General features: G+C 32.5%; 26 protein-coding genes. 20 read left to right on the forward strand and 6 right to left on the reverse strand.

The genetic code is table 11. The features are described 5' to 3' along the window. The first annotated feature begins 163 nt into the window (after window positions 1-163). The gene (locus tag NQQ59_RS04585) at window positions 164-859 is read left to right on the forward strand and encodes an HNH endonuclease (protein ID WP_144214326.1); all 696 of its coding nucleotides are present in this window, start codon (window positions 164-166) and stop codon (window positions 857-859) included. A 175-nt stretch (window positions 860-1,034) separates the two neighbouring features. On the opposite strand, the gene NQQ59_RS04590 is transcribed toward NQQ59_RS04585, so the two are convergent. After that, on the reverse strand, window positions 1,035-1,727 hold the full coding sequence (locus tag NQQ59_RS04590; RefSeq protein ID WP_144214328.1) for a hypothetical protein: 693 nt from the start codon (window positions 1,725-1,727) through the stop codon (window positions 1,035-1,037). Between the two features lie 185 nt (window positions 1,728-1,912). After that, on the reverse strand, window positions 1,913-2,332 hold the full coding sequence (locus NQQ59_RS04595; protein WP_144214330.1) for a helix-turn-helix domain-containing protein: 420 nt from the start codon (window positions 2,330-2,332) through the stop codon (window positions 1,913-1,915). A gap of 199 nt (window positions 2,333-2,531) precedes the next feature. Here NQQ59_RS04595 and NQQ59_RS04600 point away from each other — a divergent pair, with 199 nt between their 5' ends. Together NQQ59_RS04600 and NQQ59_RS04605 are read left to right on the forward strand one after the other, a co-directional pair. Continuing rightward, entirely contained in the window at window positions 2,532-3,257 is a 726-nt protein-coding gene (locus tag NQQ59_RS04600; protein ID WP_144214332.1) for a DUF6882 domain-containing protein, read from the forward strand. Window positions 3,258-3,387: 130 nt separating this feature from the next. Then, window positions 3,388-3,951 (forward strand): hypothetical protein, encoded by a 564-nt coding sequence (locus NQQ59_RS04605; protein ID WP_144214334.1) that lies wholly within the window; start codon window positions 3,388-3,390, stop codon window positions 3,949-3,951. Between the two features lie 268 nt (window positions 3,952-4,219). Here NQQ59_RS04605 and NQQ59_RS04610 read toward each other — a convergent pair whose 3' ends face one another. After that, the gene (locus tag NQQ59_RS04610) at window positions 4,220-4,858 is read right to left on the reverse strand and encodes an NUDIX hydrolase (RefSeq protein ID WP_144214336.1); all 639 of its coding nucleotides are present in this window, start codon (window positions 4,856-4,858) and stop codon (window positions 4,220-4,222) included. Between the two features lie 7 nt (window positions 4,859-4,865). On the opposite strand from NQQ59_RS04610, the gene pyrE reads away from it, so the two are divergent. Next, window positions 4,866-5,513 carry an orotate phosphoribosyltransferase gene (gene pyrE / locus NQQ59_RS04615; RefSeq protein ID WP_144214338.1) on the forward strand — a complete coding sequence of 216 codons (648 nt, stop codon included), beginning with the start codon at window positions 4,866-4,868 and terminating at the stop codon, window positions 5,511-5,513. A gap of 143 nt (window positions 5,514-5,656) precedes the next feature. After that, the gene (locus tag NQQ59_RS04620; protein WP_144214340.1) at window positions 5,657-6,049 is read left to right on the forward strand and encodes an SRPBCC family protein; all 393 of its coding nucleotides are present in this window, start codon (window positions 5,657-5,659) and stop codon (window positions 6,047-6,049) included. 308 nt (window positions 6,050-6,357) lie between these two features. Here the strand turns inward: NQQ59_RS04620 and NQQ59_RS04625 are convergent, their stop codons facing one another. Further along, window positions 6,358-7,086: a biotin--[acetyl-CoA-carboxylase] ligase gene (locus NQQ59_RS04625; protein WP_144214342.1), complete on the reverse strand. Its 729-nt coding sequence runs from the start codon at window positions 7,084-7,086 to the stop codon at window positions 6,358-6,360. Window positions 7,087-7,181: 95 nt separating this feature from the next. Here NQQ59_RS04625 and rsfS point away from each other — a divergent pair, with 95 nt between their 5' ends. The 8 genes from rsfS (at window position 7,182) to NQQ59_RS04665 (ending at window position 13,935) form a co-directional block, all read left to right on the forward strand. Next, entirely contained in the window at window positions 7,182-7,553 is a 372-nt protein-coding gene (rsfS, locus tag NQQ59_RS04630) for a ribosome silencing factor (RefSeq protein ID WP_007809313.1), read from the forward strand. A gap of 15 nt (window positions 7,554-7,568) precedes the next feature. Continuing rightward, window positions 7,569-9,494, forward strand: coding sequence for an ATP-dependent zinc metalloprotease FtsH (gene ftsH / locus NQQ59_RS04635; RefSeq protein WP_144214344.1), 1,926 nt, complete (start codon window positions 7,569-7,571; stop codon window positions 9,492-9,494). 116 nt (window positions 9,495-9,610) lie between these two features. Further along, on the forward strand, window positions 9,611-10,216 hold the full coding sequence (locus tag NQQ59_RS04640; RefSeq protein ID WP_144214346.1) for a lactate utilization protein B/C: 606 nt from the start codon (window positions 9,611-9,613) through the stop codon (window positions 10,214-10,216). Between the two features lies 1 nt (window position 10,217). Then, window positions 10,218-11,108 (forward strand): phosphatidate cytidylyltransferase, encoded by an 891-nt coding sequence (locus NQQ59_RS04645; RefSeq protein ID WP_144214348.1) that lies wholly within the window; start codon window positions 10,218-10,220, stop codon window positions 11,106-11,108. Then, window positions 11,098-11,751, forward strand: coding sequence for a phosphatidylserine decarboxylase family protein (locus tag NQQ59_RS04650; protein WP_144214350.1), 654 nt, complete (start codon window positions 11,098-11,100; stop codon window positions 11,749-11,751). Before NQQ59_RS04645 ends, NQQ59_RS04650 begins: the two co-directional genes overlap by 11 nt. Further along, window positions 11,752-12,021, forward strand: a complete 270-nt coding sequence (locus tag NQQ59_RS04655; RefSeq protein ID WP_109192779.1) for an acyl-CoA-binding protein — start codon at window positions 11,752-11,754, stop codon at window positions 12,019-12,021. It begins immediately after the preceding gene. A gap of 7 nt (window positions 12,022-12,028) precedes the next feature. Next, on the forward strand, window positions 12,029-12,808 hold the full coding sequence (locus NQQ59_RS04660) for a superoxide dismutase (protein WP_144214352.1): 780 nt from the start codon (window positions 12,029-12,031) through the stop codon (window positions 12,806-12,808). Window positions 12,809-12,876: 68 nt separating this feature from the next. Beyond that, a complete protein-coding gene (locus tag NQQ59_RS04665; protein ID WP_144214354.1) occupies window positions 12,877-13,935 on the forward strand; it encodes a glycoside hydrolase family 130 protein in 1,059 nt (352 codons plus the stop codon). Between the two features lie 146 nt (window positions 13,936-14,081). On the opposite strand, the gene NQQ59_RS04670 is transcribed toward NQQ59_RS04665, so the two are convergent. Continuing rightward, window positions 14,082-15,953, reverse strand: coding sequence for an alpha-amylase family glycosyl hydrolase (locus tag NQQ59_RS04670; RefSeq protein ID WP_144214356.1), 1,872 nt, complete (start codon window positions 15,951-15,953; stop codon window positions 14,082-14,084). Between the two features lie 288 nt (window positions 15,954-16,241). On the opposite strand from NQQ59_RS04670, the gene NQQ59_RS04675 reads away from it, so the two are divergent. The 7 genes from NQQ59_RS04675 to NQQ59_RS04705 all read left to right on the forward strand — a co-directional run bounded on the left by NQQ59_RS04675 (window position 16,242) and on the right by NQQ59_RS04705 (window position 25,351). Continuing rightward, on the forward strand, window positions 16,242-17,924 hold the full coding sequence (locus NQQ59_RS04675) for an OstA-like protein (RefSeq protein WP_257698140.1): 1,683 nt from the start codon (window positions 16,242-16,244) through the stop codon (window positions 17,922-17,924). 169 nt (window positions 17,925-18,093) lie between these two features. Continuing rightward, window positions 18,094-19,287, forward strand: a complete 1,194-nt coding sequence (locus tag NQQ59_RS04680) for an aspartate aminotransferase family protein (RefSeq protein ID WP_144214358.1) — start codon at window positions 18,094-18,096, stop codon at window positions 19,285-19,287. A 207-nt stretch (window positions 19,288-19,494) separates the two neighbouring features. Further along, window positions 19,495-20,889, forward strand: a complete 1,395-nt coding sequence (locus tag NQQ59_RS04685) for a tetratricopeptide repeat protein (protein ID WP_144221491.1) — start codon at window positions 19,495-19,497, stop codon at window positions 20,887-20,889. 2 nt (window positions 20,890-20,891) lie between these two features. Continuing rightward, window positions 20,892-21,644 carry a shikimate dehydrogenase family protein gene (locus tag NQQ59_RS04690; RefSeq protein ID WP_144214360.1) on the forward strand — a complete coding sequence of 251 codons (753 nt, stop codon included), beginning with the start codon at window positions 20,892-20,894 and terminating at the stop codon, window positions 21,642-21,644. A gap of 68 nt (window positions 21,645-21,712) precedes the next feature. Further along, the gene (locus NQQ59_RS04695) at window positions 21,713-22,459 is read left to right on the forward strand and encodes a lipid A phosphoethanolamine transferase (protein WP_144214362.1); all 747 of its coding nucleotides are present in this window, start codon (window positions 21,713-21,715) and stop codon (window positions 22,457-22,459) included. Between the two features lie 250 nt (window positions 22,460-22,709). Beyond that, window positions 22,710-24,689, forward strand: coding sequence for a DUF349 domain-containing protein (locus tag NQQ59_RS04700; RefSeq protein WP_144214364.1), 1,980 nt, complete (start codon window positions 22,710-22,712; stop codon window positions 24,687-24,689). A gap of 242 nt (window positions 24,690-24,931) precedes the next feature. Beyond that, window positions 24,932-25,351, forward strand: a complete 420-nt coding sequence (locus NQQ59_RS04705) for an OsmC family protein (protein ID WP_144214366.1) — start codon at window positions 24,932-24,934, stop codon at window positions 25,349-25,351. A gap of 66 nt (window positions 25,352-25,417) precedes the next feature. Here NQQ59_RS04705 and NQQ59_RS04710 read toward each other — a convergent pair whose 3' ends face one another. Further along, a complete protein-coding gene (locus NQQ59_RS04710; protein WP_144214368.1) occupies window positions 25,418-26,686 on the reverse strand; it encodes a tetratricopeptide repeat protein in 1,269 nt (422 codons plus the stop codon). Between the last annotated feature and the right edge of the window lie 13 nt (window positions 26,687-26,699).

The following is a 26,699-nucleotide window of genomic DNA, read 5'->3' on the forward strand; positions in this document are numbered from 1 at the left end:
TGAAAGAAAAAAGCTATATTTGACTTCCTTTAAAAACTGAAACTATAAAACTTTTTACCATTTTTATTTCATTTTCTATGATCGATCTTTTGAAGATTTTATCGTAAAAACTTGAGATTTTCGGTGAGTTTAAAACACATAACCCAATAATAAATTAATAATAATGAGAATTAAAAATCTTGACGATTATACCGCTTTCAAAGTTTTATATGCCTATTTAGTTGACAAAAAAAGTCACAGATCGATTCAAAAAGAAGTTCTGGGTTTACCCGCAAAAGCAAATGGAGGCGGATATGTTGCAATGGACATCTTACATCATTTTAATATCAAAGAGGAACACAAAGGTTTACTGAGTAAAAACTACGATAACATTTCTGATTTAGATGAAAAAGCAAAAGAATTGATTGAAAGTTTCATCGAAGCTCGAATTGAAGCCAAAAATTTGATCGAAAGAAAGCCTATAAACCCAAATAAAAACAAAACAGAAAGAAATGCAAATGTAAAAGTTCGAGTGTATCAGGATGTTTTAAAAGAATATTTGTTAGAAAATTACAATCATAAATGTGCTCTTTGCGACATTGACCAATCAGAGTTATTGATTGCCAGTCATATCGTACCCTGGAGTTTAAATGAAACAGCCCGACTAGAATTAGAAAACTGTATTCTTTTATGTGTACTACACGACAAGTTGTTTGACAAAGGCTTTATTACCATCAATGAAAATAATGTTGTTGTTTCAAAAAAACTAAAGCAAAGTGTGCATTATCACGTTAAGGATCTAGTTTTTAGACAACCTTTACAAAATCCTCCTAATAATAAGTATTTAATGCTTCATTATGATCAGATTTTTAAAAAGTAAAGGCAAAAATTAAAACCTGTTAAAACAAGCGTATCAATAATGAATCCAGTCTGAGAAAGTCACGAATGGGCAAAAAGTTAAAAACAAAAGAAGCTGTATAAAATATACGGCTTCTTTATTTTATAACAATGTCCATCAAGTGATTACAAATCTTAGGTTTCAAATGCTTTTATTTTCACAAATTATACTTTGGCTTTATTGTTTTTAGTCTTTCTTTTAATCTTTCGTAGTAAGGTATCCAAGGATCATTTAAATCTTCATAAAATAACTTATCTACCATTTGTACTTTTTTATCAAACTCAATATCATTACATAGTTTAGATATTATTAGACCTCGAAAAAAAGAATCTGAACCACCCAATAAAATCTCCTCATTCCAGTATCTTCCCTCTTTTTCTAATCTATTCATTTCAGCCAATACAGTTGACAAGGAGTTATATTTTTCAATAAATTGTAAACCTTTTCCATCCATATAATCAATTATTCTAGCTACCATTAATTCGAGATCTATTGCATTTTTAACGTTGGCCGACTTTTTGGTCAATGGTTCATCATAAGGCAAAATAGTTTGATAATCATAAACCGTAGATAGATGATAATCTCCATTTTCAATTTGACTAGAAAAATCATTATGTGGATTTTTTATATCAATAATAATGCATTCCACTTCCAAAAATGAAATACTCACTTTATTAAAAACATGATAACCATTATCTTTAAAATAAAAACCGACCTTTATTAACCCAAAATCAGTTTTTTTCTCAAAATCATCTGTCAAATTAGGGGTTGAATTCAAAGTATAGCCTAATTTATCAAAATAAACTTTTAAAGTAGATAGCGCTATTTGTCTTGCTTCCGCTCTTTCCATTCTTACTTAATTTTTACTTGTTTTCCTCAATCATTATACTTGAAACACTTTAAGTAACGTAGTAGTCATAAAATCTGAAAATTACACACAATATTACCTTGCTAACGCGACATAAATAAAAATAAAAAAGCCTAGTAAAACTAAATTTATTAGGCTATTTCTATTTCAAAGAGAACAAAAAAAACTTATTTATCCTTCAATATTTTTTCTAAAAACTCAACCTTCTCTTTTTCAGCTTGAACCAAACGTTCGTAAAGCTTTTTATTTTCTTCGTAAATCTCAATTAATTTATCTAATGGATTAAAAGTAAGATTACTACAAGAATTATTTAATATTTGTCCTTTTGCACTTTCATCATAGAAATTATTAAAATAATTAATTGCTACTTCTTCTGAAAAATTCTTGAGAGCATCCACATTTACACCTAAAGCTTTTGCAATAGCTTTCAGTTTTTCATCATCTATTGTTTCACTATTTTCCAAAGCAGAAATTGCCTGTTGGTTGGTTCCTAAAGCCTGAGCCAAAGCTTCTTGTTTCATGTCTCTAAGTTCACGAATTCGGCTTATTTTTCTTCCTATGTGGTTTGGTTTTGTTAGTGTGCTCATAATTCAAAAGAGTATTTAAGGATAATAACTGGCAATTTATAAAAAACATCTTGATGTTGAAAAATGTATTTTACTACTGCATCCCGAACAAAAGTACAAACAAATATTAATCAATTATTCCAATTAATCATTTTCCTACTTATTTTTAAAAGTTATATATTTGAAAACAGTAACTTCAAAATAACAAAAGCCTCAAAACATGGGAATATTCAATAATCTCTTCAAAAAGAAAGAAGAAAAAACAGAATCACAAAACGATATCCATTTTACATCTGAAAATGATTTCTTAGAAAAATTTGGAGCACTTGCTTTAGAAAAACAAAGAAATCTATACGAAGTAACAGGCGGACTTTCTTGGAATGTCGATATGGACAAAGAAGAAATCATTTTTGGAGATCAACTTACTTTTCCAATTCAGGTTTTGGGTTCCTTTTCGCATTCGTCAGAAACTTGGCTTTGGCTTTGGGAAAATAAAGCGGGCGGTTATGCAGAATCTGTCATGCAACAAGCACTTTCATTAAAGAAATACGGAGAAGAAAACAATATTGAGTTATTATCTGTTGGAAAATTTGACGCTGTTCCTAATGACTTACATCTTATTGGAATGGTTGCTACAACAATGTTTAATGCAAGCGGTTATTATCTTGGAAATTATGGTCAAGGAACCATGGTGGTTACAATAAAATCTGATAAAATAGACAATATTGAAAGCGAGGAATTCTCTAGAATTTTAACCGTTTTCCCAGAATTGATTTCTACGTTTGAAATTCAAAATCATAAAAATGCCTTTACGAATTATCTTTCTCAAAAAGGTTTTGAATTGATTTCAAATGAAAATGAAGTAAAAGCTCAAAAGAATGGCAAAGTAATTAATGTGGTTTTTAATGAAAACGATCTTTTGATCAATTTAAATGGTAATTCTTAAACATTTGAGAGGTTAGATTTCTTTTCGTGAAAGACTTTTACCTAAGCGAAAAAAAACATGAAATTCAGAAGTCCAAAGAGACTTTTTGTGTTTCATCTTAGAATTAAATTTATAATCAAATAAACAGATTATGATTATTTTAAAAACCAATCTTAAAATTGTTCTTTTTTTTGTTACAATTCTTTTTTTGAGCTGCTCTCAACAAAAAAATGTACCTCAAAAAAACACATGTAAAATCTATCCTGATAATTTATCCAAAGTTTCTTTTTCAGATAATGAATACCATATAACCTCTATTGAACTTGATAAATTTTATAATGAAAATAATGACTTTGAAATACTTATTTATAGTTATGTAGAAGGAATTGGAGATTATAAACTACTAAGATTTTTTAAAACAAGTTCCGGAGAATGGAAACAAGTAAAGATTGAAAACGACAAAAAAACAGAATCTAAATTAGAAATTCCAGATGATTTTGTCCTAGACCATTTGAACACAATTGAAGAAAAAGCTTTTTCTCAGTTTTGCGGATTATGTTATGATTGCACATATTATACATTTTTAGTAAAAAAAAATAATATCATATTTAAATATTATTCAAATTCAGAGCCCTTTTTTAATCTCACAGAAATTGAAAATGAGAAACTGGTTAATTATATAAGAATATATGATTTTTTTAATAGAATTAATTAATAGCCGCTAACAAGAGCGGGACGCTCGCGCCAGCAAAAACTTGAAACTTGAAACTTGAAACTTTAAACCTCAAACAAAACATAACGACAAAGCATGTCTCTGCGTGAGGGATAGAAGCTAGCTACCGAAGTAGCGCGGATAGCCCGACAGCATTTAAGAAAAGGCCCAATGAACGCAAAGTTGATTGGGCCTTTTTTTAAATGGTGGCACGCCCTAATTTTCAAGATCCTGAGGTGCTGAGGTTCTAAGATGCTAAGTTTTGAGGTTCTTAAGACTCTAAATTTTCTTTTTTGGGTTTAAAATCTACCGAAGCGTATTTATCTTCTTCGAATAACAATTTTATGTTTTCGTAAGAGTTTTTTAGTGCTTCTTTGATTTGTTCTGGGTTTAACCAGGCCACTTTTTCGATTCCTTCTTCTAATTGTCCGTGTGGAGTTCCTTCAAAATCGGAAAACATTTCGAACCAATGTGTGATTTTGAGTTTGTATTTTCCGTTACGTTTAAAGATATGGTAGGTTTTCTGTAGTTTGTTTGTAATACGAAGTTGGTTTACGCCTGTTTCTTCTTCAACTTCACGCATTGCCGTTGCTTCGATCTCCTCTCCTTTCTCGATTCCGCCTTTTGGAAGATCCCATTTACCGTTTCTGAAGATAAATAAAACCTCGCCTTTCTTATTGTACACAAAGCCTCCGCCCGCTTTATTTACGGGAATTTTAGCTTTTAGTGTTTTCATCATTTCACTTTCGTCGGGATGATAAAGAATCGCTTTTTGAATTTTATTTTGAAAAATTTTTATAATAAGCTGTTCTATATCAATACTCTCCAACAAGAACAATTGGAAATCTGTTTCCTTAGAGATTTCATTTGTCAAAAAAAGTGGTTTGTCGTTTACAAAAACTTTATACATTTGTACTATGATTTTTAATAAAGATACTGCCGAAAAAACAGCCGAATTGCTTTTGCAAATAAATGCAATTAAATTGAATCCCGAAAATCCTTTTACATGGGCTTCTGGTTGGAAATCTCCTATTTACTGTGATAATAGGTTAATTCTTTCATTTCCGAGCATCAGAAACTATGTTCGTGATGAATTTGCTAAAAACATCGAAAAACAATTTGGAAAACCTGATGTGATCGCTGGTGTTGCTACTGGAGCCATTGGAGTTGGAATTTTGGTTGCCGAAAGTTTAGGTCTTCCATTTGTATACGTGCGTCCGGAACCTAAAAAACACGGAAGACAAAACCAAGTGGAAGGTTTTTTACAAAAAGGTCAAAATGTTGTAGTTGTCGAAGATTTAATTAGTACCGGAAAAAGCAGTTTAATGGCTGTGGAAGCTTTAAGAAGCGAAGGTGCTAATATTAAAGGTATGGCTGCTATTTTTACTTACGGTTTTGGTGTTGCCGAAGAAAATTTCAAAGAAGCTAATATTGATTTATTTACTTTAAGCAACTACGAAAATCTTTTGGATTTAGCTGTTCAAAAACAATATATCACAGAAGAGCAACAATCTACTCTTTTAGAATGGAACGAAAGTCCATCTACTTGGGGACAAGAAGGATAATTTTAGATTTCTGATTGCAGATTTTAGATTTCTTAAAAATTGCTTCACTCTTTTTTGGAATTTGGACTCGAGCGATAGCGAACAGGTGAAACAATTTAGAAAATTGGAATTTATTTTCAAATAAATAATAAACAAAATAGTATATGAACTTAGAAAGTCCAAAAGTTACAGTTCAAAAATCAGCTCAAGATTTATTTGATCAATTGACTGACGTTAAGAACTTCGAAAAATTAATGCCAGATAACATTGCTAAATTTGAAGTGACTGGCGAAGACGCTTTTATTTTTGGATTGAAAGGAATGCCTGAAATCAAATTGAAAATGAAAGAAAAAACAGCTCCAAACAAAATCGTTTTGGGTGCTGCAAGTGATAAACTTCCGTTTACGCTGACTTCAAACATTGACACTATTTCTGATTCAGAAAGTGCTGTTCAATTATTCTTTGAAGGCGAATTCAACGCTATGATGGCGATGATGGTTAAAGGTCCAATCAGTAAGTTTATTGAAACTTTAGCAAATAATATGCACAAACTTTAATAATGGTTAATTATTAATTGTGAATTATAAATTAAAAGTCCAATCTAACGATTGGGCTTTTTTTATTATGCACTCGCAAAGTCGCGGAGTCGCAAAGTTTTTATCGCATTTTTTGTCATTTCGACGTAAGGAGAAATCACACGCGGGATTCCGCAAAGATTGGAAATATTCTTTATTGGGCTACTAGTGCGATTTGCTTCGCCTTTTCGCTATCGCTTGGGTCTCGTTCCTCGAAATGACAAACTAAACGATTTTATTCACAACGAAAGAAACCTTTGTCCCTTTGTTACTATGCCCCTTTGTCCCTCTCAATAAAGCATCTTCACTTCCTTAATCTCAAATTCTGCCACAGTATCATCTTCCAATAAAACCTGCAGTTTTCCGATTGGAGAAACACCTTGAATAATTCCCATGAAATCTTGGTCATTTTTGCCTCTAAATGCTGTTGGAACTCCTTTTTTAAATAATGTATTGTAATAATTATTCCATAAATCCTGAGAAGAAGTCTGCCACAATTGAATGTTCTCTTTGATTTTTTCCACTATTAAAACTGTGATCTTTTCTTTATCAAAAGGCTTACCTGCAATTACTGCCAATGAAGAAGCGCTCGGCAATTCGTCATAATTGGTTTGATTTACATTCATTCCAATTCCAGCAACTGACACGATTCTGCCATCGCTTTTTATAGTATTTTCGATTAGTATGCCAACTAATTTCTTATTATATGACAGAATGTCGTTTGGCCACTTAATACAGATTTCAGGAATATTTAACGATTTTAAAACCTCTGCAACTGATAAAGAAACCACAAGACTTAAATTAAAAACTTCTTCAAGATTATAAAGAAATTCTTTCACCAATACACTCATAATTAGGTTTTTACCGACTTCAGACTCCCACTTCCCTCCCATTTGTCCTTTGCCTTTTGTCTGATTTTCAGCTGTTACCGTTGTAAAATTCTCTAGTTCATCCTGACTTGATAAGGCTTTCAGGAAATCATTTGTCGAATCTATGGCATCGAGTTTGATTAGTTTCATTAAAATAATTTGAATAACTTAATTTAATATTTTGTTAAGGATCAAAAATAATCACAAAATTTGGTAACTTTACAAATTCACATATAAAATAATTCATGGCGAAAAAGACGATTAATAATGATGTTCTACTGGCGAACATAATCAAAGGGATTGAGGAAGTAAAAGGAAATGATATCGATATTCTTGACTTAAGAGAAATAGATACTGCTGTTTGCGACTATTTTGTAATCTGCAATGGTAGCTCAAATACCCAAGTTAACGCCATCGTAAACTCAATTCAAAAAACAGTATCAAAAGATTTAAAAGATAAACCTTGGCACGTAGAAGGAACCGATAACGCAGAATGGGTTTTAATGGATTATGTACACATTGTGGTACACGTTTTCCAGAAGCATATTCGCGAATATTACAACATCGAGAGCCTTTGGGGCGATGCCAAAATAACTACAATCGAGAACAAATACTAAAGAAACTTTCATTAAATGGCTAAAGATAATAATCCAAATCCGAATAAATTTAAAATAAGTCCTTGGTTAATATATACCGCAATACTTTTAGTTTTTTTATTCATAAGTTTTGCCACAGGAGGATCAAGCTTAAGCGAACCTGCTCAATTAACTTCTTCTAAATTCAACACCTTACTAGAAAAAGGACAGATTGAAAAAGTAATTGTTTACAACAAAGCAGAAGCTGAGGTATATTTAAATGCTGCCGCTCTTAAAGATCCCGCAAATAAAAATGTAGCTCAAGATATTTTCAAACAACCAAACAAAGGTCCACATTACACTTTGGAAATTGGTAACGATCAAATCTTTCAGACTAAATTAGAAAAAGCGGTTACAGAAGGCAAATTAAAAGATTACAATTTCCAACAGAAAAACAACTGGAGCGATATTTTAATCAGCTTACTTCCTATCATCATCATTGTGGGTGTATGGATTTTCATTATGCGTAAAATGTCTGGTGGTGGCGCTGGAGGTGGCGGACAGATTTTCAATATCGGAAAATCGAAAGCTAAACTTTTTGACGAAAAAACAGATATCAAAACCACGTTTAAAGATGTTGCTGGTTTAGAAGGTGCTAAAGAAGAAATTCAGGAAATTGTTGAATTCCTTAAAAACCCTGAAAAATATACAAACTTAGGGGGTAAAATTCCTAAAGGAGCTTTACTTGTAGGACCTCCGGGAACTGGTAAAACGTTATTAGCAAAAGCCGTTGCTGGTGAGGCGCAAGTACCGTTCTTCTCTTTATCAGGTTCAGATTTCGTAGAAATGTTTGTAGGAGTTGGTGCATCTCGTGTACGTGACCTATTCAAACAAGCAAAAGAAAAATCTCCTGCTATCATTTTCATTGATGAGATCGATGCTGTTGGTAGAGCAAGAGGAAAAAGCAACATGTCTGGCGGAAACGACGAGAGAGAGAACACTTTGAACCAATTATTAACTGAAATGGATGGTTTTGGTACAAACTCTAACGTAATTGTTTTGGCAGCAACCAACAGAGCTGACGTTTTAGACAAAGCTTTAATGCGTGCCGGACGTTTTGACAGACAAATTTTTGTTGACTTACCAGACATTCGCGAGAGAGCTGAAATCTTCAAAGTACACTTGGCCCCTATCAAAAAAGTTGAAGGTCTTGATTTAGATTTCTTAGCAAAACAAACTCCAGGATTCTCTGGTGCTGATATCGCTAACGTTTGCAACGAAGCTGCATTAATTGCTGCCCGTAACAACAAACCAGCAGTTGACAGACAAGATTTCCTTGACGCAGTGGATAGAATTATCGGTGGTCTAGAAAAGAAAAACAAAATCATCACTCCTGAAGAAAAAAGAGCAATCGCGATTCACGAAGCAGGTCACGCAACTGTAAGTTGGATGTTAGAGCACGCTGCTCCACTTATTAAAGTAACTATTGTACCACGTGGACAAAGCTTAGGAGCTGCATGGTATTTACCAGAAGAAAGACAAATCGTGAGAACAGATCAAATGTTAGACGAAATGTGTGCTACTATGGGAGGTAGAGCTGCTGAAAAAGTAACTTTTGACAGAATTTCTACAGGTGCTTTAAGTGATTTAGAAAAAGTAACACGTCAGGCTCGTGCAATGGTAACGATCTATGGATTGAACGATAAAATTGGAAACGTTACGTATTACGATTCAACAGGACAAAGCGAATACAATTTCTCTAAACCATATTCTGATGAAACAGCAAAAATCATTGACGCAGAAATTTCAGAATTAATTGAAGGACAATACCAAAGAGCTATCCAGATATTAGAAGAAAACAAGGACAAGTTGAACCAACTTGCTGATATTCTGATTGAAAAAGAAGTAATCTTTAAAGATGACTTAGAAAACATATTCGGGAAACGTACTTTTGATAAAAACTTAGAAGAAGTAGTTTCATAAATAATTACGAAAAACGTAATAAATTTTCAAAATCTTAATTCAAAAGTCCCTTTTGAATTAAGATTTTTTTATCTTTGAACGTTTTCAATTAACATGTAAAGTATTTCATATAAAAAATGAATTTTTTCAAAAAAATATTTGGCTCGAGTGAAGCCCCTTCTGACGAAGAGAACGAAAGCGAATATGCAGGTACATCTGCTCAGAACAGCCATTTATCTTTGGACGAACAATTTATTTTCAATTTTAAGAAAAATGGAGGTAAATTTTTGTATTGTGAAAACAAGAGTGAAGTTACTGAACAGTTTGAAAACATATTAGAAGAAAATGATTGGTTCGAAAAAGAAGCTTTATGCTATGAACCATCCCTTTTTGGCTTATTAGAAGAAAATAAATTATTCTACATTGCTCCTTCAAATCCAAGATTCTTATTGGCAAGCTGTGAGAACCTTATTGCCGACGAAGGTTCTATTTTATTTTCATCCAAACAAATTCGACAAAATAAACCAAACGAATTACCAGCCAATATTGTTATTATAGCAACTACAAGCCAAATCCTACCAATGAAAAGTGACGGACTAAGCGCTATAAAACGTAAATACGAAAGAGACTATCCTACCAATATTACCACAATAAAATATTTCGAAAAAGCAAAAGAAGAAGACTTTACCCAATACGGAAGTGTTGCTAAGAACCTTTATTTACTGCTTTTAGAAGACCTTTAAGATGAACGAAACACTTAAGAGAACCATTTCTGGTGCTGTTTATATCGCTCTACTATTAACTTCGATATTGTTTTCTACTGAAAGCTTCATTCTCCTTTTTGGTATTTTCTTAATCATTACGATTTATGAATTTTCTAATATCGTAAATCTAAACAAAGTCTTTTCTATACTTTTTGGAACACTTGTTTATACCATAGTTGTCTTTGTAACTCATTACAACAAACAGACCAGTAAGTTTTTAAACGATACATTTAATTTGAATATAAGCTTAGAAACAAACATTCAGCAAATGGATTTAATTCTGCTTGCCATTACACTTGTGGTTTCAATCAAATGCATCATTTTTCTATTTTATGATTCTGTACAAAATATAAGTACTTCTTCAAAATACTTGTATCTTCTTGGTTACATCACCCTGCCCTTTCTATTCATAGTAAAAATTTCTTTTGGAACACATTCTTATAACCCGAAGATTATTCTTGGCTTATTCGTTTTAATCTGGACCAATGATACTTTTGCTTATTTAGTTGGAAAATCAATGGGAAAACATAAATTGTTTGAGAGAGTTTCTCCTAAAAAAACCATCGAAGGTTTTATTGGCGGTGTCGTTTTTGCAGCATTTGCAGGATTTTTAATCTCTAAGCTCTATATTAAACCCAATCCTGAGTTTAGTAGTATGTCTATTATAATCTGGACCAGTATTGCTTTAATTGTCAGTATTTTTGGCACTATCGGAGATTTGATTGAATCCAAATTCAAAAGAATTGCCGGCGTAAAAGACAGTGGTTCCATCATGCCGGGTCACGGAGGTATTCTAGATCGATTAGATAGTGTTATATTTGTAGCACCCATTATATTTTTATTTTATCAAATTTTATATTATGTTTCATAAAGAAGGAGGCCCGTCCATTTTATTAGGTGTAGTTTTCACTGTTGTTGTGGTTTTATTAGCTGAGAAATTCATTGACATCAATTGGCTAAGAACTGCTGTTCAAATTGCAGCATTAGTAATTCTAATCATTATTTTACAATTCTTTAGAAATCCTAAAAGAATTGCCGTTAGAAACAGCGATCATATCCTGGCTCCTGTTGATGGAAAAGTTGTGGTTATTGAAGAAGTTTATGAAGGAGAATATTTTAAGGATAAACGTTTACAGGTATCTATTTTTATGTCGCCAATCAATGTGCACGTAACACGTTACGCAATGGATGGTATCATTAAATTCAGCAAATATCATCCTGGTAAATTTCTTGTTGCTTGGCATCCAAAAGCGAGCGAAGAAAACGAAAGAACTACAGTAGTTATCGAAAACGAAACTTTCGGAGCTATTTTATACAGACAAATTGCAGGAGCTTTGGCTCGTAGAATTGTAAATTATGCTAAAGAAGGAATGCAGGTTGTTCAGGGAACTGACGCTGGTTTCATTAAATTTGGATCAAGAGTAGATTTATTTTTACCTTTAGGTACACCAATTAACGTTGAATTGAATCAAAAAGCGATTGGTGGAAAAACAATTATTGCTACAAAAGCATAAATGACAGAAAAAGATTTAGATATTCGCTTTGCGGAAGCTGTAGAAATTGCAATGACAATGACTCAGGCTTCACTGCCGCAAGATGTGCAGTTAAGACTTTATGCATTTTATAAACAAGCAACTTTTGGTACAGCTGTCTACAATCAATCTGAGAATTTTGATTTAAGAGATGCTTTTAAAACAAATGCTTGGATGCAAATCAGTCACATGTCTGTAGATGAAGCGAAAGAAAATTATATCGAGATCATTAATTCATTAACATCAAAATAAATATATTATGAAGAAAAATGTTGTTCTTTTTACTGCTTTAGCTTCATTTTTACTATTATTTTCCTGTAAAGAAGATAAGCTGACTGAAGTAGTTGAGGTTCCTCTTCCAACAAAAGAAGAGAAAATCACTATAGGTTCGCCTAATGATGTTAAAGCTGATCCCGGATCTTTTGAAATGACCAAACTGTCTTTTGCTTATGATGGTCTTTCTCCCGCAATAAGGTCATTGACTATGGAAACGCATTATTCTAAACATTATCTGTCTTACACTAACAATTTCAACAAAGAAATCGTATCGACAGAATTTGAAAATATGCCGATTGAGGATATTTTAAAAAAGATGGATTTGAATAACGCCAAACTTCGTCAAAATGCTGGTGGATATTACAATCATACGCTTTATTTCAATATTTTAAGTCCAAAAGAACAAACTCCAAAAGATACTCTTTCAGGCTCTATTAATAAAGAATTTGGTTCTTTTAACAACTTAACAAATCAGTTCAAAGCACAATCTGAAAAGCAATTTGGTTCAGGATGGGTTTGGTTAGTGGTTGACCGATATGGTAAACTTCAAATTACAACAACTCAGGATCAAGATAATCCGTTGATGAAAAATGCTATAGTTCCCGGAACACCAATTTTAGGAATTGACCTTTGGGAACATGCTTATTATCTGGATTATCAAAACAGAAAAGGAAGTTATATTGACGCTTTTTACGAACATATCAATTGGGAAAAAGTAAACGAATATTATATTGAAGCTCTCAAAAAGGTCAAAAAAGTATAGAAAAGAAGCTGGTACGAATTAAGTATCAGCTTTTTTTTATACCTTTTATGTTATTATATCCAAAGAACATGAAAGATATTGCCAATCGTTTTGCAGAAAACCCATTAATTTCTCCATCAGATTTACCTCCAAGCAGAGAAGGATTAGAAATTACTTGCCTTCTAAATCCTGGTGTGTTTCAGTTTCAAAATAAAACTTGGCTAGCAGTAAGAGTTGCCGAAAGACCAAAACAAGCTGAAGATATTATCTCTTTTCCAATACTGACAGAAAATGGTTTAATTGAAATTATAGAAATTTTAAAAGATCATCCTGAACTTGTTGCTACAGATGCACGTGTAATTAACTACCAAGGAATTGATTATTTAACCACCCTTTCTCACATCCGTTTACTTTGCAGTGATGATGGAAAACACTTTTACGAACCAGAAGATTATCCTTATTTGGTTGGTGAAGGAATATTAGAAACTTTTGGAATTGAAGATTGCCGCGTTTCCTTCATTGAAGGAAAATATTACTTGACTTTTACTTCGGTTTCTGGGAATGGCGTTGGGGTAGGTTTACGCACCACAACCGATTGGATAAACTTTGAAAAACACGGAATGATTTTCCCACCGCATAATAAAGACTGTGCTATTTTTGAGGAAAAAATAAACGGTTTGTTCTACGCTTTACATCGTCCGAGCAGTGTAGATATTGGCGGAAATTATATTTGGATTGCCTCGTCTCCTGATGGCATTCATTGGGGAAATCACAAATGTATTATCAAAACCAGAAAAGGAAATTGGGATAGTAAAAGAGTCGGCGCAGGTGCTGCTCCAATAAAAACAGAATTTGGCTGGCTGGAGATTTATCATGGAGCAAATGAATTTCATCAATATTGCTTAGGCGCTTTTTTAATGGATCTAAAAAATCCTTCAAAAGTAATTTCAAGGACCGAAACTCCTATTATGTTTCCTAAAACCGATTATGAATTAAGTGGTTTTTTCGGAAATGTTGTTTTTACAAACGGCCATATTCTAGAATCTGATGGCGATACACTTACTGTTTATTACGGTGCTTCAGACGAATTTGTTTGTGGAGCTCAATTTTCAATTAAAGAAATTCTTTCGTTATTAAAAAGCATTTAAACACATAGAAACATAGATTTTTGCAAAAAAAAAAGAATACAAAAGAAACTAGTTTCCACACATAGCTCGACTATGTGCATTCAAACCTAGTGAAGCGCCTTTTATTAGTTTTGAAAGCTATGTTTCTATGTGTTTAAATTAAATCTTTATTTCAATTCCAAAATCAAAGATTCTAAAGGCTGAATCGCAACTTTAGCCACTCCTTCTCCATTTTCTACTTTAAGAATAAACTTTTTGGTTTTATATAATTGTTCATTTAATTCATATTCTCCGTCTTTTAGATTCCATTTAGAAATAATTGAAGAAGGAATTTTTAAATCAAATTCGCTTGCTTGCTCAGAAGAGAAATTAGCAATTACAATCAGCTTTTGATTTTCTGACCAACGTACATACGAATACAATAAAGCATCATAATTTGAATTATTTTGACGGTTAGCAGCTTGAATTTCTTCAAAACTTCCCATCAAAGCACTACTGTTAATGGTAAAATTTAATAATCGTTTGTAAAAATCACGAAGTTCTTTTTCAGAAGTTGAAAGTTGTCCTCCATCAAATTTACCATCATTCATCCAACGCTGATGATTTGGAACTCCGATATAATCAAAAATTGAAGTTCTTGTAGGTTTTCCAAAACCAGCATCTTCAAGTCCCGCCTCCCCTACTTCTTGTCCGAAATAAATCATCGTTGGCGACGTGCTTAAAGTTGCCGAAACCACCATTAAAGGTTTTCCTCTTTCTGGAGTTCCAGCAAATTCTGAACTTGCCAATCGCTGTTCATCATGATTATCCAAAAAATGAAGCATGTGATGTTCAATATCCGTCATTCTATTTTGAATACTTGTCAATTCATCTGGAGACGATTTTCCGTGAATAATATCTTTTAATTTATCATAGGTTTCTACTTTATCATACAGATAATCCATTTTTCCTAAACGAATGTAATTGCGATATTCATTCGGATTATAAACTTCTGCCAATAAAAAAGCTTTTGGATTTTTCATTTTAATGGAAGAATTCATGTAGCTCCAAAATTCATACGGAACCATTTCAGCCATATCATAACGGAATCCGTCAACGCCTTTTGCAGTCCAATACAAAGCAATATCTCTAAATTTTTTCCAAGAATCAGGTACTTCTTTATCCTGCCAAAAAGCAAAATGTTCTTGATATGATTTTTGATCAAAGCCAATAGGAAGTTCAGGAAAATCTTTTGCCCCATCTGGACGAACTCCATAATTAACTTTTACCGTTTCGTACCAGTCGTTTTGATCCGGTTTTACTTTTCTAGAACCATTTCCTGTCCATTTCGCCGGATTCTCATCAAATCGTCCATCAATAAGCGGATTTTTTTCTCCATTTAACGGTATATCTCCATCTGGAATTTCAAAATGTTCTCTTGGAATATAATAGAAATTATTATCACGTTTGTATTCAACCGTCACATCATCATCTGCTCCAAAATCTTTTACACCTTCAGGATTTGACTTCCCTTCGTATTTGCGAGCAATGTGATTCGGAACAATATCAATAAGCAATTTTAAACCTGTATTATGAGTACGTTTAATTAACGTTTCAAATTCTTCTAATCGTTTTGCAGGATTAACGGCCAAATCAGGATTTACATTATAATAATCTTTAACCGCATAAGGAGATCCTGCTCGTCCTTTTACCACTTCGGGATCATCATTTGAGATTCCGTAAGCTGTATAATCTCGTACCAAAGCATGATGCGGAACACCTGTATACCAAATATAAGTTACTCCTAAATCTTTGATTTCATGAAGCGCTTTATCTGTAAAATCATTAAACTTTCCAACTCCGTTCTCTTCAATTGTACCCCAGGGTTTATTGGTTTTATTTTTATTTCCGAATAGGCGTGTAAAAACTTGATAGACCACAACTTTTTTTTCTGTTGTAGTTTCTTCTTTTGCTGTACTCATTTTCAATTCCTGTGTTTTACATGCTGAAAACAGTACAGTTAACGTAATTCCAGCTGTAATTAATCTTTTACTTATCATATTTTGGGTTACTCTAATATAATCTTTAAAATTCTAAATACCTGATACAGGTTTTAAAAACAATTTTCTAAATGTACCTCATTTTTTAAAATTCAGCGCATGATCTTTTCCTCTGAGAGCCATTTAGAACCAAAACAGCACAACTACAACGTGAGAGTTCGTTGTTTTGTTGAAAAAATAAATCAGACTCATTTTTTCAATTGGAGTGTTAATGACTATTTATAAATTAATCCTAATATCGGTGACAGGTTGTAAGCTTTTTTATAAATTTGACAAAAATTTAATCAGTTGAAGAAATCACTCTTTTTCATATTTATTTGTCTGTCTTTTTTAAGCGTTCAATTCACTTTCGCGCAAGCAAAAAAAAAACCTGCACAAGCTCCTAAAACCATCGTCATCGAGAATGCTGATTATTCTGATGTTGATCAGGTGAACGTTCCTGATGCACTTTTACTTACCGGAAATGTAAAAGTAAATCATGATGGTGTCGTATTAACCTGCAACAAAGCGTATTACTTTCAAAAAGAAAACTATTTAAAAGCTTTTGGAAATGTACAATTAGTACAGGGAGATACTTTGTTTTTGAATAGTAAGTATGCAGAATATAGTGGTAATGCAAGAAAAGCTTTTGCGACAGGAAATGCCGTTTTAACTTCTCCAGATGCTACTCTACAAACGGATACCATTAATTTTGACCGAAACGTACAAGAAGTTTTTTATAATACAAAAGGAACAATTGTAAACAAAGACAATACTTTGGTCAGTAAATCGGGAAGATATTATGTTGAACAAAAGAAATTCCAGTTTCTAACGGAAGTTACTATTACAAATCCTAAATATATAATCAAATCGAATCATTTGGATTATTATAGTAATTCTGGCCACACTTATCTTTTGGGACCATCAACCATTACAAGCAAGGAAAATTACATTTATACCGAAAAAGGATTTTATGATACGAAGAAAAACCTGGCGCATTTTCTTAGGAAATCGTACATTAAATACGATGATCGACTCATAGAAGGCGACAGTTTATTTTATAATCGAAATACTGAATTTGCATCGGCAACACGAAATGTAAAAATTACAGATTCCATCAATAAAGGAATCGTAAAAGGTCATTATGCCGAGCTTTACAAACTCAAAGATTCTATGTTTGTAACCAAAAGAGCCGTTGCTATTAATTTAGTTGAAAATGACTCGGTTTATATTCACGGTCAAAAGTTATTAGTAACCGGAAAAGAAGGGGAAAGAATTTTAAGAGCGTATAAAAATGTTCGTTTTTATAAAATTGATATGAGCGGAAAATGTGACTCGATACATTCTGACTCAAAAAGTGCTTTGACCAAATTAATTGGAAATCCGATTTTGTGGAATGGTGAAAGCCAGATTACCGGAGATATAATGCACTTGATTGGTGATAATACTACGCGAAAAATAGATTCGCTTAAAGTTTTAAATAACACTTTCCTGATCTCCAAAGACACACTCGGAACCGGCTATAATCAGGTCAAGGGACTCAATTTATTTGGAAAATTCCGAGATGGAAAATTACATGATGTCGATGTCATCAAAAATACGGAAGTCGTCTATTTTATGCGGAATGACGCCAATGAATTAATCGGAATTAATAAAAATGTCAGCAGTAAGATCAATATGATATTAGAAAATAATGCTGTCGAAACCATTACGTTTTTCAACAAAGTAGACGGAGATATTTATCCCGAAGATGAACTTCCTGAAAATGCCCGAAAACTCAGAGGAATGGTTTGGCGAGGTAGCGAAAGAATAAAATCGAAAGACGATATTTTTACCGCCGAAGAAAATGAAATGAATGAAAAACTGATTAAAGAAGGTAAAGAAGAAGAGGAAAAAGGAAAAAATGTTCCAATGAAAGTCCGAAAGGAAACGTTAGATTACGACAAGAAAAAACCAGCAGTCAAGAAAGAAACTAAGCCTAAAACTAAATAGTTTTTAGTCGCAGTCACAGTTTTCAGTCGCAGTCGCAGTTTACTTTAAGTTAAAAACCTTAGAACCTTAGTTCCTTTGCAACTTTGATCCTCTAAAAAAGTTAACCTAAGCGTAAAGTAAAAAAACCTTACAACCTCAGTATCTTTGCAACTAAGCACCTTTAAAAAAAATGAATCCAGATTTTATAAAATACCAGGCACAGACTTCCCCTTACCCACTTGGAATGGAGGTTTCACACGCTATTGGTTCTTACATATACGACACAAACGATAAAAAATATTTGGATTTTGTTGCCGGAGTTTCAGCTTGTACTTTAGGACATCAGCATCCAAGAGTAAATCAGGCCATAAAAGATCAATTGGACAAATATTCTCATGTGATGGTTTACGGAGAATATTCACAAAGTCCAGCTGTACAATATTGTAAATTAATGGCTTCACTTCTTCCAGAATCTCTAAATAAAACCTATTTGGTCAATTCAGGTACAGAGGCTATTGAAGGCGCTTTAAAATTAGCAAAAAGAACGACAGGTAGAAGTCAGTTAATATCTTGTCATAATGCTTATCACGGAAACACAATGGGTTCTATGAGCGTTATGGGATTTGAAGAACGCAAACAAGCTTTTAGACCTTTACTCCCAGATGTTGATTTTATCACTTTCAACAACGAAGAAGATTTACAGAAAATAACTACCCGAACTGCAGCGATTCTTTTAGAAACCATTCAGGGAGGCGCAGGTTTTATTCAGCCAGAAAATAATTTTCTTGAAAAAGTCCGCAAACGTTGTGATGAGGTTGGAGCATTAATGATTGTCGATGAAATTCAGCCAGGTTTTGGAAGAACAGGTAAATTATTCGGTTTTCAAAACTACGACGTTGTTCCCGATATTGTAGTAATGGGTAAAGGAATGGGTGGCGGAATGCCAGTTGGCGCTTTTACAGCTTCAGCAGAAAGAATGGATCTTTTAACCGAAAACCCTAAATTGGGTCATATAACGACTTTTGGAGGTCATCCTGTCATTGCGTCAGCCTGTTTAGCCACTTTGCAGGAATTAACTGAAACAAACTTAATGGCCGAAACATTAGAAAAGGAAAAACTCTTCAGATCGCTTTTGGTACATCCTTTGATAACAGAAGTTAGAGGAAAAGGACTTATGCTGGCCGCCATGACAGAATCGGCTGAAATTACCAACGAAGTCATTTTAAATTGTCAAGACAAAGGTCTTATTTTATTCTGGCTTTTATTTGAAGGATGTGCCATAAGAATTACACCTCCTTTAACTATTTCAGAAGACGAAATCAGAGAAGGCTGTTCGATTATTTTGGAAGTTATGGATGAAATAATGAAAAAGAATAACCAATAGAATCCAAAGCGAAATTTTTCGTCGGTAATAAAAAAAAACAGCAAACAAGAAGATAACTCCCTAATAACAAGAGAGTTTTCTTCCCAAAACAGAATAAAAAACGCTATATATTGTTAATTAAATTGTTCAAAACAAATAATTTCCTATCCTTACAACAATTATATGGTTGCCTAAATTTATAATAGGCTAATTTCAAAATTACGAAGTATGCAATTAAGCAACGAAGAAGAAGATTATAACCTATCCCTATCTAAATTTGAGTCGATGTTAAAAACTAACAAAGTACTCTTTTTTGATTCTGAAGAATTCGAGGAAATCATTCTTCATTATTTAGACATAGGCAAGGCTAATTTAGCAAAAAAAGCCTTAAAACTTGCATTAGACCAACATCCAAAATCTACAGGCTTAAAATTAGTACAAGTAGAAATGCTGGTTTATGATGACAAACTCGATATCGCTGAGAAGCTTTTGAACGAGTTGTACGCAATTGAACCTAACAACGAGGAAATCTATATCCAGAAAGCCAATATATGTTCGAAGAGAGATCAACACGAAAAAGCAGTTGAACTCTTAAAAATCGCATTGCAATACACCGATGATTACGCGGATGTATACAACTTGATTGGAATGGAATATCTTTTTATGGATAATCTCGAGATGGCAAAAGAGAGCTTTATCAAATGTCTTGAAGAAGACTTAGAAGATCAATCTGCTCTTTATAACGTGGTGTATTGTTTTGAGTTTTTAGATCAAAATCAGGAAGCTATTGTATATCTTAACGATTACATCAACAGAAATCCATACAGCGAAATCGCGTGGCATCAGCTTGGCCGTCTTCATTACGGTGTAAAAGAATATGAGAATGCCATTCGCGCATTTGATTACGCAACGCTGATTGATGATGAATTTTTAGGTGCTTTTATGGAAAAAGCAAAAGCTTACGAACGTCTGAAAAAATACAATGAAGCAATTGAAAGTTATAACAGAACCATCGAATTAGACGATGCAACATCGTATGCACTTCTTCGAATTGGTAAATGTTATGAAAAACTTGGAAATTTAGCGAAAGCTATTCAATATTATAACCAAACGGTACATGAAGATCCGCTTTTAGACAAAGGATGGATTGCAATAACAGATTTTCATCTTCGCCAAAAAAACTATCAAAAAGCATTGTTTTTTGTGAATAAAGCTTTGGCAATCGACAATCAAAATCGTTTGTATTGGAAAAGATATGCTACAATCAACAAACACATGAACTTTTTTGAAGAAGCCGAATTCGGTTTTAGAAAAGCAGTTGAATTTGGAGATTATGCATTAGATACTTGGTTGTACTGGGTTGATATTCTTCAATTTTTAGGAGAATTTGAAACTGCTATTCAAACTTTATTACAAGCTTCTGAATATTTTCCAGAAGAAAATGAAATTGAATACCGCTTAGCTGGATTGTATTTTATGATCCAGGATAATACAAAAGCTAAATTTCACTTAAGCAATGGCTTACGTCTTAATTTTGAGAATTACATCTTAATAGAAGATCTGTTTCCAGTTGTTTGGGCAAAAAAAATGGTAAAAAATTATATAGAAAAACATCGTAAATAAGAATGGTTGATATTTTATTAAGAAGACGTTTTGGATTATTAGGACGCAACATTAGTTACTCATTTTCAAAAGGTTATTTTACAGAAAAATTTAATAATGAAGTTTTTGCTGGAAACAGCTATGAGAATTTTGACATTTCTGAAATTAATTATTTCACTGAATTGGTTAAAAACAATCCAGATTTAAAAGGTTTAAATGTCACTATTCCATACAAAGAACAAGTTATTCCATTCTTAGATAAATTATCGCGTAAAGCAACTTTAATTGGTGCTGTAAATACCATTAAATTTACCAAAAACGGAAAATTAAAAGGATACAACACGGATTATTATGGTTTCAAAAAATCATTAGAACCGTTATTGGAACCACATCATAAAAAAGCACTTATCTTAGGAACCGGAGGCGCTTCTAAAGGTGTTGCTTTTGCTCTGGATGAACTAAATATTCCGTACACTTTTGTTTCTAGAGAAGCGAAAGAAAATATTATTGACTACGATTTGATTAATGCTACTACGTTTGACAATTTTCAAATCATAATCAATTGCACGCCAGTTGGAACAAGTCCAAATATTGATGCTTGCCCAAACTTGCCTTATGAGTTTTTTACAGAAAAACATATCGCTTACGATTTAATTTATAACCCAGCAGAAACCACTTTTTTAAGAAAAGCAAAAGAAAAGGGCGCTGTTATAAAAAATGGTCACGACATGCTGATTTTTCAAGCTGAAAAGGCCTGGAAAATCTGGAACAAATAAAACAAGAGATAAAAAATAAAATGTTAACGTATTTTTTGTATTTTTAAATCACTTATAAACAAGTGGTTATGAGAAAAATACAATTACTTAGCATTTTATTTTTTTTATTTCACAATCTACTTTCCGCTCAAGAAAATGATACTTTACAAAGTCCTTTTTCTGAGCCACGTTATCATTATTTTCTCAAAACAATTCTTCTCTTCGACGAATATCTAGATACTGACAACGGATCTATTAATACCACGCAAGTTCGTGTTTTACTCCCTATTGGCAATAAAGCTTGGAATTTGAGATTTGATCTTCCCCTAGTTTCCGCAAATACCAATTCCATAAATAAAACGGCAATCGGAGATGTTGGTATGGGAATAAGTTATATTCCGTACATGAAAAACAGTAACGGTATTGCTTTACGAACAAGAGTTTATGCCAATACAGCTGCTGATCCGAATTTTGGGACTGGAAAATGGGTTATTATGCCAGCAGTTATTTATGGAAAATACCTTTATAATAAAAAGTTTCTTTGGCTTTCGACCTTAGAATATCAAACGAGTTTTGCAGGCGAAGATGATCGCAATGATATAAGTACAACTCTTTTTGAAAATGTATTTTTTCATTTTTTCGGAAAAAATTGGGTCGCTGGCGATGTTGCATTTCGATACAATGGCATCATAAACGGCTTTCAAAACAATGCTTTTGTAGAATTTGGGAGAAAAATTACGCCTACAAATTTAGTTTACATACATCCAAGTGCTGGATTTGGAGCAAACAGAACTTATAATTTCGGAATTGAAATGGGTGTTTTGATTCTTTTCTAAACAATCAAAAAAAATAAATAGAACCTTATTAATTTATATTTATATAGAAATAATACACAAAACAATGCACATTTTAAATTTACATATCCTTCATACAATCTTAAAAAACAGACCAGACATACTATAGAATAAGGCTAAAGAATAAGAATTTCGTGGTAAAATACAGCATAATCCAGCGATTTATTTTGTATTTAGAAACACCTTTACTATCTTTCGCACTGTTTAAAATAAAAACCTTATACATTTAAAGATGTTAGAAGAAAAGAATGATAACCTGCATGAAGCAGACGGAAAATCTGGAATCGAAATAAACGATTCTATACAAAATGACGCAACTGAAATATCTAATTCTGAAACTGTAGTTGAAAATCCAACTTCAGAAGTTCATGAAACAGTAGATACTAATGAAAATGTTCATCAGGAAGCCCTAGATGTTATAACAAATTCAAATGCTGAAGAAAGTGAAGACGAAACTTTAAAAGAACGTCATGACATTCCTATGCAGGATTATAACACCTTTTCTTTAGATGCATTGGTTGATGAACTAAAAAAATTGGTCAATACAGACAAAGTAATGTCTGTAAAAGATCATATTGAAGAAATCAAAAAAGCATTCCTACTGCAATATCATCATCTTTTGGAAGAAAAGAAAGAAGAATTCCTTGCTTCTAATCCAGATCCAAATGAAGAATTCGAATATCATCTTCCTTTAAAACTAAAATTTGACGAATATTATAATGTTTTTAGAGATAAGAGAAACGATCATTTTAAACATTTACAAACGAATCTAAAAACGAATTTAGAAACTCGTTTAGCAATCGTTGAAGAATTAAAAGAACTTATCAATCCGCAAGAAAATATAAAAGATACTCTTAAACATTTTAATGAATTAAGAGAAAGATGGAAAAATGCCGGCGCTATTCCAAAAGACAAATACAATCATGTTTGGAATAACTACCATTTCCACGTTGAAAATTTCTACGATTATCTTCACTTAGATCGTGAAGCTAGAGATTTAGATTTTAAACACAACTTAGAATTAAAACAAAAAATAATTGCTCGTGTAGAGGAATTGGTTAACGATACTGATGTAAACAAATCGTTCCGCGAATTACAAGATTTACACCGTATTTGGAAAGAGGATATTGGACCTGTTTCTAAAGAACACCGTGATACGATTTGGAATCAATTTAGCGAATTGACTAAAAAAATCCACGACAAGAGAGAAGTTTTGTTCGAAAACCAAAGAGCTAATGAACAGCAACATCTTGAAGTTAAGAAAGAAATAATTGCTAAAATCGAAGTTTTAGGAACTGAAAAAGTAAATTCTCATTCACAATGGCTGGTACAAATTCAAAAAGTAGAAGACTTAAGAAATGAGTTTTTTGCTGCTGGAAAAGTACCTTCAGAGGTAAATGAAGAAACTTGGGCCGCTTTTAAAACTGCTGTTAGAAATTTCAATGCTTTTAAAAATTCTTTTTATAAAGACATTAAAAAAGACCAAAACGATAATTTAAATAAAAAATTAGCGCTTGTTGCTAAAGCAAAAGAATTGCAAGAAAGTACCGATTTTCAAACTACAACTCCTGTAATGAAACAAATTCAGGAAGAATGGAAACAAATCGGTCATGTTCCTAAAAAATATTCAGATAAAATCTGGAAAGAGTTTAAGGATGCTTGCAATCATTATTTTGACAAACTTAAAGAACATAAATCTGAAGAAAACAGTGAAGAAGTAGCGGCTTTTGACCATAAAAAGGCTTATCTAGACACTTTAAGAGCTTTCCAACTAACGGGAGATCACAAAACCGATTTAGACGCTATAAAAGCACATATTGAAACCTGGAAAGGATTTGGAAAAGTTCCATTTTCAAGAAGACACATCGAAGGGAAATTCAATAAAATCTTAGATGCACTTTTTGAAAAATTAAGTTTAAGTAAAAAAGAGTCTGAAATGATGCGTTTTGCAAACCGTATAGATTCTTTATCTGACAGTAACGATACGCGTAAATTAGACAATGAAAAAATCTTTATTATGCGTAAAATTGACGAAGTGCAAAATGAAATTTTCCAGTTAGAAAACAACATCCAGTTCTTTACCAATACTAAAAACGCTAAAAAAGAAAATTCAATAGTTACAGAAGTTCGTAAAAACATCGCCATTCACAAGGAAAGTCTTGAGGTTTGGAAAGACAAACTGAAACAATTGAGAAACTTAGGTCAAGAGTAAGACACAAAAAAATCCAATTTTTAAATTCCAAATTCCAATTAACTACAATTGGAATTTGGAATTTTATTTTTTTTATAATTTAAAGATGCAATGTCTATTCATTACATCTTTTTTTATGCTTTTACTTTCTCCTAACAAATTCATAAAGATTAAATGTAAAATTTTAGCTATATTTGATAGACCACTGAATATTGAAAATCAAACAAATAACAAATATTCTATTAATCTTAATAACTACAAAAATGAAATTTACAAGAAAAGCGCACGCCAACTGGAAAGGAACCGGAATGGAAGGAACTGGAAAAATCAGTACACAGAGTACTACTTTAGATAACGCACAATTGTCTTTTAAAACAAGATTTGCTGACGGTGTTGGAACAAACCCTGAAGAATTAGTTGCCGCAGCACATTCAGGCTGTTTTACGATGCAATTAAGCTTTTTATTAAACGAAGCTGGATTTACTGCAGACGATTTAACTACAGAAGCGACAGTAACTTTTGAAGACGGTTCTATAACTTTAATTCATTTGGATTTAAAAGGAAAAGTGCCTTCAATTTCTGCAGAAGAATTTACTACTACAGCTAATAAAGCAAAAGAAATTTGTCCGATTTCTAAATTGTTAAACACAACAATAACGCTATCATCTGAATTAATTAGCTAAAAAATTAAGCATTAAAAAAAAACCATTCGAAATCGAATGGTTTTTTTTTATTTACAAAACGACTTATTACATTTTCGCTTTTAATGCTTTAGCTTCAGCAGTCATTTCAAGAGCGCTATAAACTCCTAACAAAGTTTTAGAAACATCTTCGTTTTTAGGATCTAATTCATTTGCTTTTTTAAGGTAAGGAATTACACTTTTGAAAACAGTTTCTCTTTGCCCTTTCAAAACATCGTAACGTTTCATATCTTTAGCAGAAGTACCTAATTTATTCATTTCATCAATGATTGGTTTTTCAGCTTCTAATTTCAATGCCGCAAGGTTTAAGTAAGCATTTGTATAGTTAGGATTGATTTCAATTGCTTTTAAGTAATATTTCTCAGCGTCAGCATTGTTTTTTGCACCTGAACTAATTACCCCTAAATTAAATACTAAATCAGCATTATTTGGATCTTTCTCTAAAGCTTCTCCAACTAATTTTTTGTACATGTCAAAATCTTTAGTTTCAAGATATAAATTAGCTTCAGTTAAGATCAAAGAAGTATCTTCTGGATTTGCTTTTCTTGCATCCGCAATTGCTTTCTTAGCTTCTTCAGTACGTCCTTTTTGAACTAAGATCAACGCTAAATTTTTGTAGATTTCTCCTCTTTTTGAAGGAATAGCTTCTGTTTTAGGCTTTTCGTGTGTACCTAATTTCACAGCCATATCTCTTTCTTTAGCATTTGCAAAGTTATCTTCGTTATTATTCGCTTTGTTTAATGCTAAATACAAAGTTCCTTTTCCAGAATAGTTTAATTTTTTCAACTCTTCATACATTGGCAAAGCAAGATCAAAATCTTGTGCATTTACCGCAGTTGAAGCTGCATAGTACAAGTTAATTGTATCATTTCTGTCTAACGCATAAGCATCATACAATTTTTTCGCTCCTTCAACATTTTTATTTGACTGAGTATCAGCAATTGCAGAATTGATTAATTTAGCTTTAATACTACTAATTGAAGTAGCCGCCTGAGTTGAAAATTTCTGTTTCCCAGAAGTTTTTTCAATCTCAATTAATTTTTTGTAGCTCTCAGCAGAAAGGGATAAATTTTTGCTTGTTTCAATATTTTTATCAGCAAGTTCCAAATAAGCATTTCCTTTTACAAAATAGAATTGAGCCTGCTCTGTATCTTTAGCATTTGCAACCATATTTTCAGCATCATTTAAGATTGAAACTGCTCCTTGAGCATCTCCTCCTTTTAAAGCTTTTTCAGCATTTTTAATTTGATCTTTTTGTGCAAAAGAAGCCATAGAGATCAATAACGCTGAAGCAAGTATTACATATTTACTTTTCATAATGATATTTATT

It is taken from the genome of Flavobacterium panacis (assembly GCF_024649945.1).
Classification (GTDB): domain Bacteria; phylum Bacteroidota; class Bacteroidia; order Flavobacteriales; family Flavobacteriaceae; genus Flavobacterium; species Flavobacterium panacis.

Excerpts from the sequence above, each read along its gene's own strand:
- NQQ59_RS04600 (WP_144214332.1), top strand. The coding sequence starts at position 2,532 with ATGGGAATATTCAATAATCTCTTCAAAAAGAAAGAAGAAAAAACAGAA.
- NQQ59_RS04660 (WP_144214352.1), top strand. The coding sequence starts at position 12,029 with ATGAAGAAAAATGTTGTTCTTTTTACTGCTTTAGCTTCATTTTTACTA.
- NQQ59_RS04695 (WP_144214362.1), top strand. The coding sequence starts at position 21,713 with ATGAGAAAAATACAATTACTTAGCATTTTATTTTTTTTATTTCACAAT.
- NQQ59_RS04700 (WP_144214364.1), top strand. The coding sequence starts at position 22,710 with ATGTTAGAAGAAAAGAATGATAACCTGCATGAAGCAGACGGAAAATCT.
- NQQ59_RS04680 (WP_144214358.1), top strand. The coding sequence starts at position 18,094 with ATGAATCCAGATTTTATAAAATACCAGGCACAGACTTCCCCTTACCCA.
- rsfS (WP_007809313.1), top strand. The coding sequence starts at position 7,182 with ATGGCGAAAAAGACGATTAATAATGATGTTCTACTGGCGAACATAATC.
- ftsH (WP_144214344.1), top strand. The coding sequence starts at position 7,569 with ATGGCTAAAGATAATAATCCAAATCCGAATAAATTTAAAATAAGTCCT.
- NQQ59_RS04610 (WP_144214336.1), bottom strand. The coding sequence starts at position 4,858 with ATGTATAAAGTTTTTGTAAACGACAAACCACTTTTTTTGACAAATGAA.
- NQQ59_RS04640 (WP_144214346.1), top strand. The coding sequence starts at position 9,611 with ATGAATTTTTTCAAAAAAATATTTGGCTCGAGTGAAGCCCCTTCTGAC.
- NQQ59_RS04710 (WP_144214368.1), bottom strand. The coding sequence starts at position 26,686 with ATGAAAAGTAAATATGTAATACTTGCTTCAGCGTTATTGATCTCTATG.
- pyrE (WP_144214338.1), top strand. The coding sequence starts at position 4,866 with ATGATTTTTAATAAAGATACTGCCGAAAAAACAGCCGAATTGCTTTTG.
- NQQ59_RS04605 (WP_144214334.1), top strand. The coding sequence starts at position 3,388 with ATGATTATTTTAAAAACCAATCTTAAAATTGTTCTTTTTTTTGTTACA.
- NQQ59_RS04705 (WP_144214366.1), top strand. The coding sequence starts at position 24,932 with ATGAAATTTACAAGAAAAGCGCACGCCAACTGGAAAGGAACCGGAATG.
- NQQ59_RS04655 (WP_109192779.1), top strand. The coding sequence starts at position 11,752 with ATGACAGAAAAAGATTTAGATATTCGCTTTGCGGAAGCTGTAGAAATT.
- NQQ59_RS04585 (WP_144214326.1), top strand. The coding sequence starts at position 164 with ATGAGAATTAAAAATCTTGACGATTATACCGCTTTCAAAGTTTTATAT.
- NQQ59_RS04690 (WP_144214360.1), top strand. The coding sequence starts at position 20,892 with ATGGTTGATATTTTATTAAGAAGACGTTTTGGATTATTAGGACGCAAC.
- NQQ59_RS04650 (WP_144214350.1), top strand. The coding sequence starts at position 11,098 with ATGTTTCATAAAGAAGGAGGCCCGTCCATTTTATTAGGTGTAGTTTTC.
- NQQ59_RS04595 (WP_144214330.1), bottom strand. The coding sequence starts at position 2,332 with ATGAGCACACTAACAAAACCAAACCACATAGGAAGAAAAATAAGCCGA.
- NQQ59_RS04685 (WP_144221491.1), top strand. The coding sequence starts at position 19,495 with ATGCAATTAAGCAACGAAGAAGAAGATTATAACCTATCCCTATCTAAA.
- NQQ59_RS04590 (WP_144214328.1), bottom strand. The coding sequence starts at position 1,727 with ATGGAAAGAGCGGAAGCAAGACAAATAGCGCTATCTACTTTAAAAGTT.
- NQQ59_RS04665 (WP_144214354.1), top strand. The coding sequence starts at position 12,877 with ATGAAAGATATTGCCAATCGTTTTGCAGAAAACCCATTAATTTCTCCA.
- NQQ59_RS04620 (WP_144214340.1), top strand. The coding sequence starts at position 5,657 with ATGAACTTAGAAAGTCCAAAAGTTACAGTTCAAAAATCAGCTCAAGAT.
- NQQ59_RS04645 (WP_144214348.1), top strand. The coding sequence starts at position 10,218 with ATGAACGAAACACTTAAGAGAACCATTTCTGGTGCTGTTTATATCGCT.
- NQQ59_RS04625 (WP_144214342.1), bottom strand. The coding sequence starts at position 7,086 with ATGAAACTAATCAAACTCGATGCCATAGATTCGACAAATGATTTCCTG.
- NQQ59_RS04670 (WP_144214356.1), bottom strand. The coding sequence starts at position 15,953 with ATGATAAGTAAAAGATTAATTACAGCTGGAATTACGTTAACTGTACTG.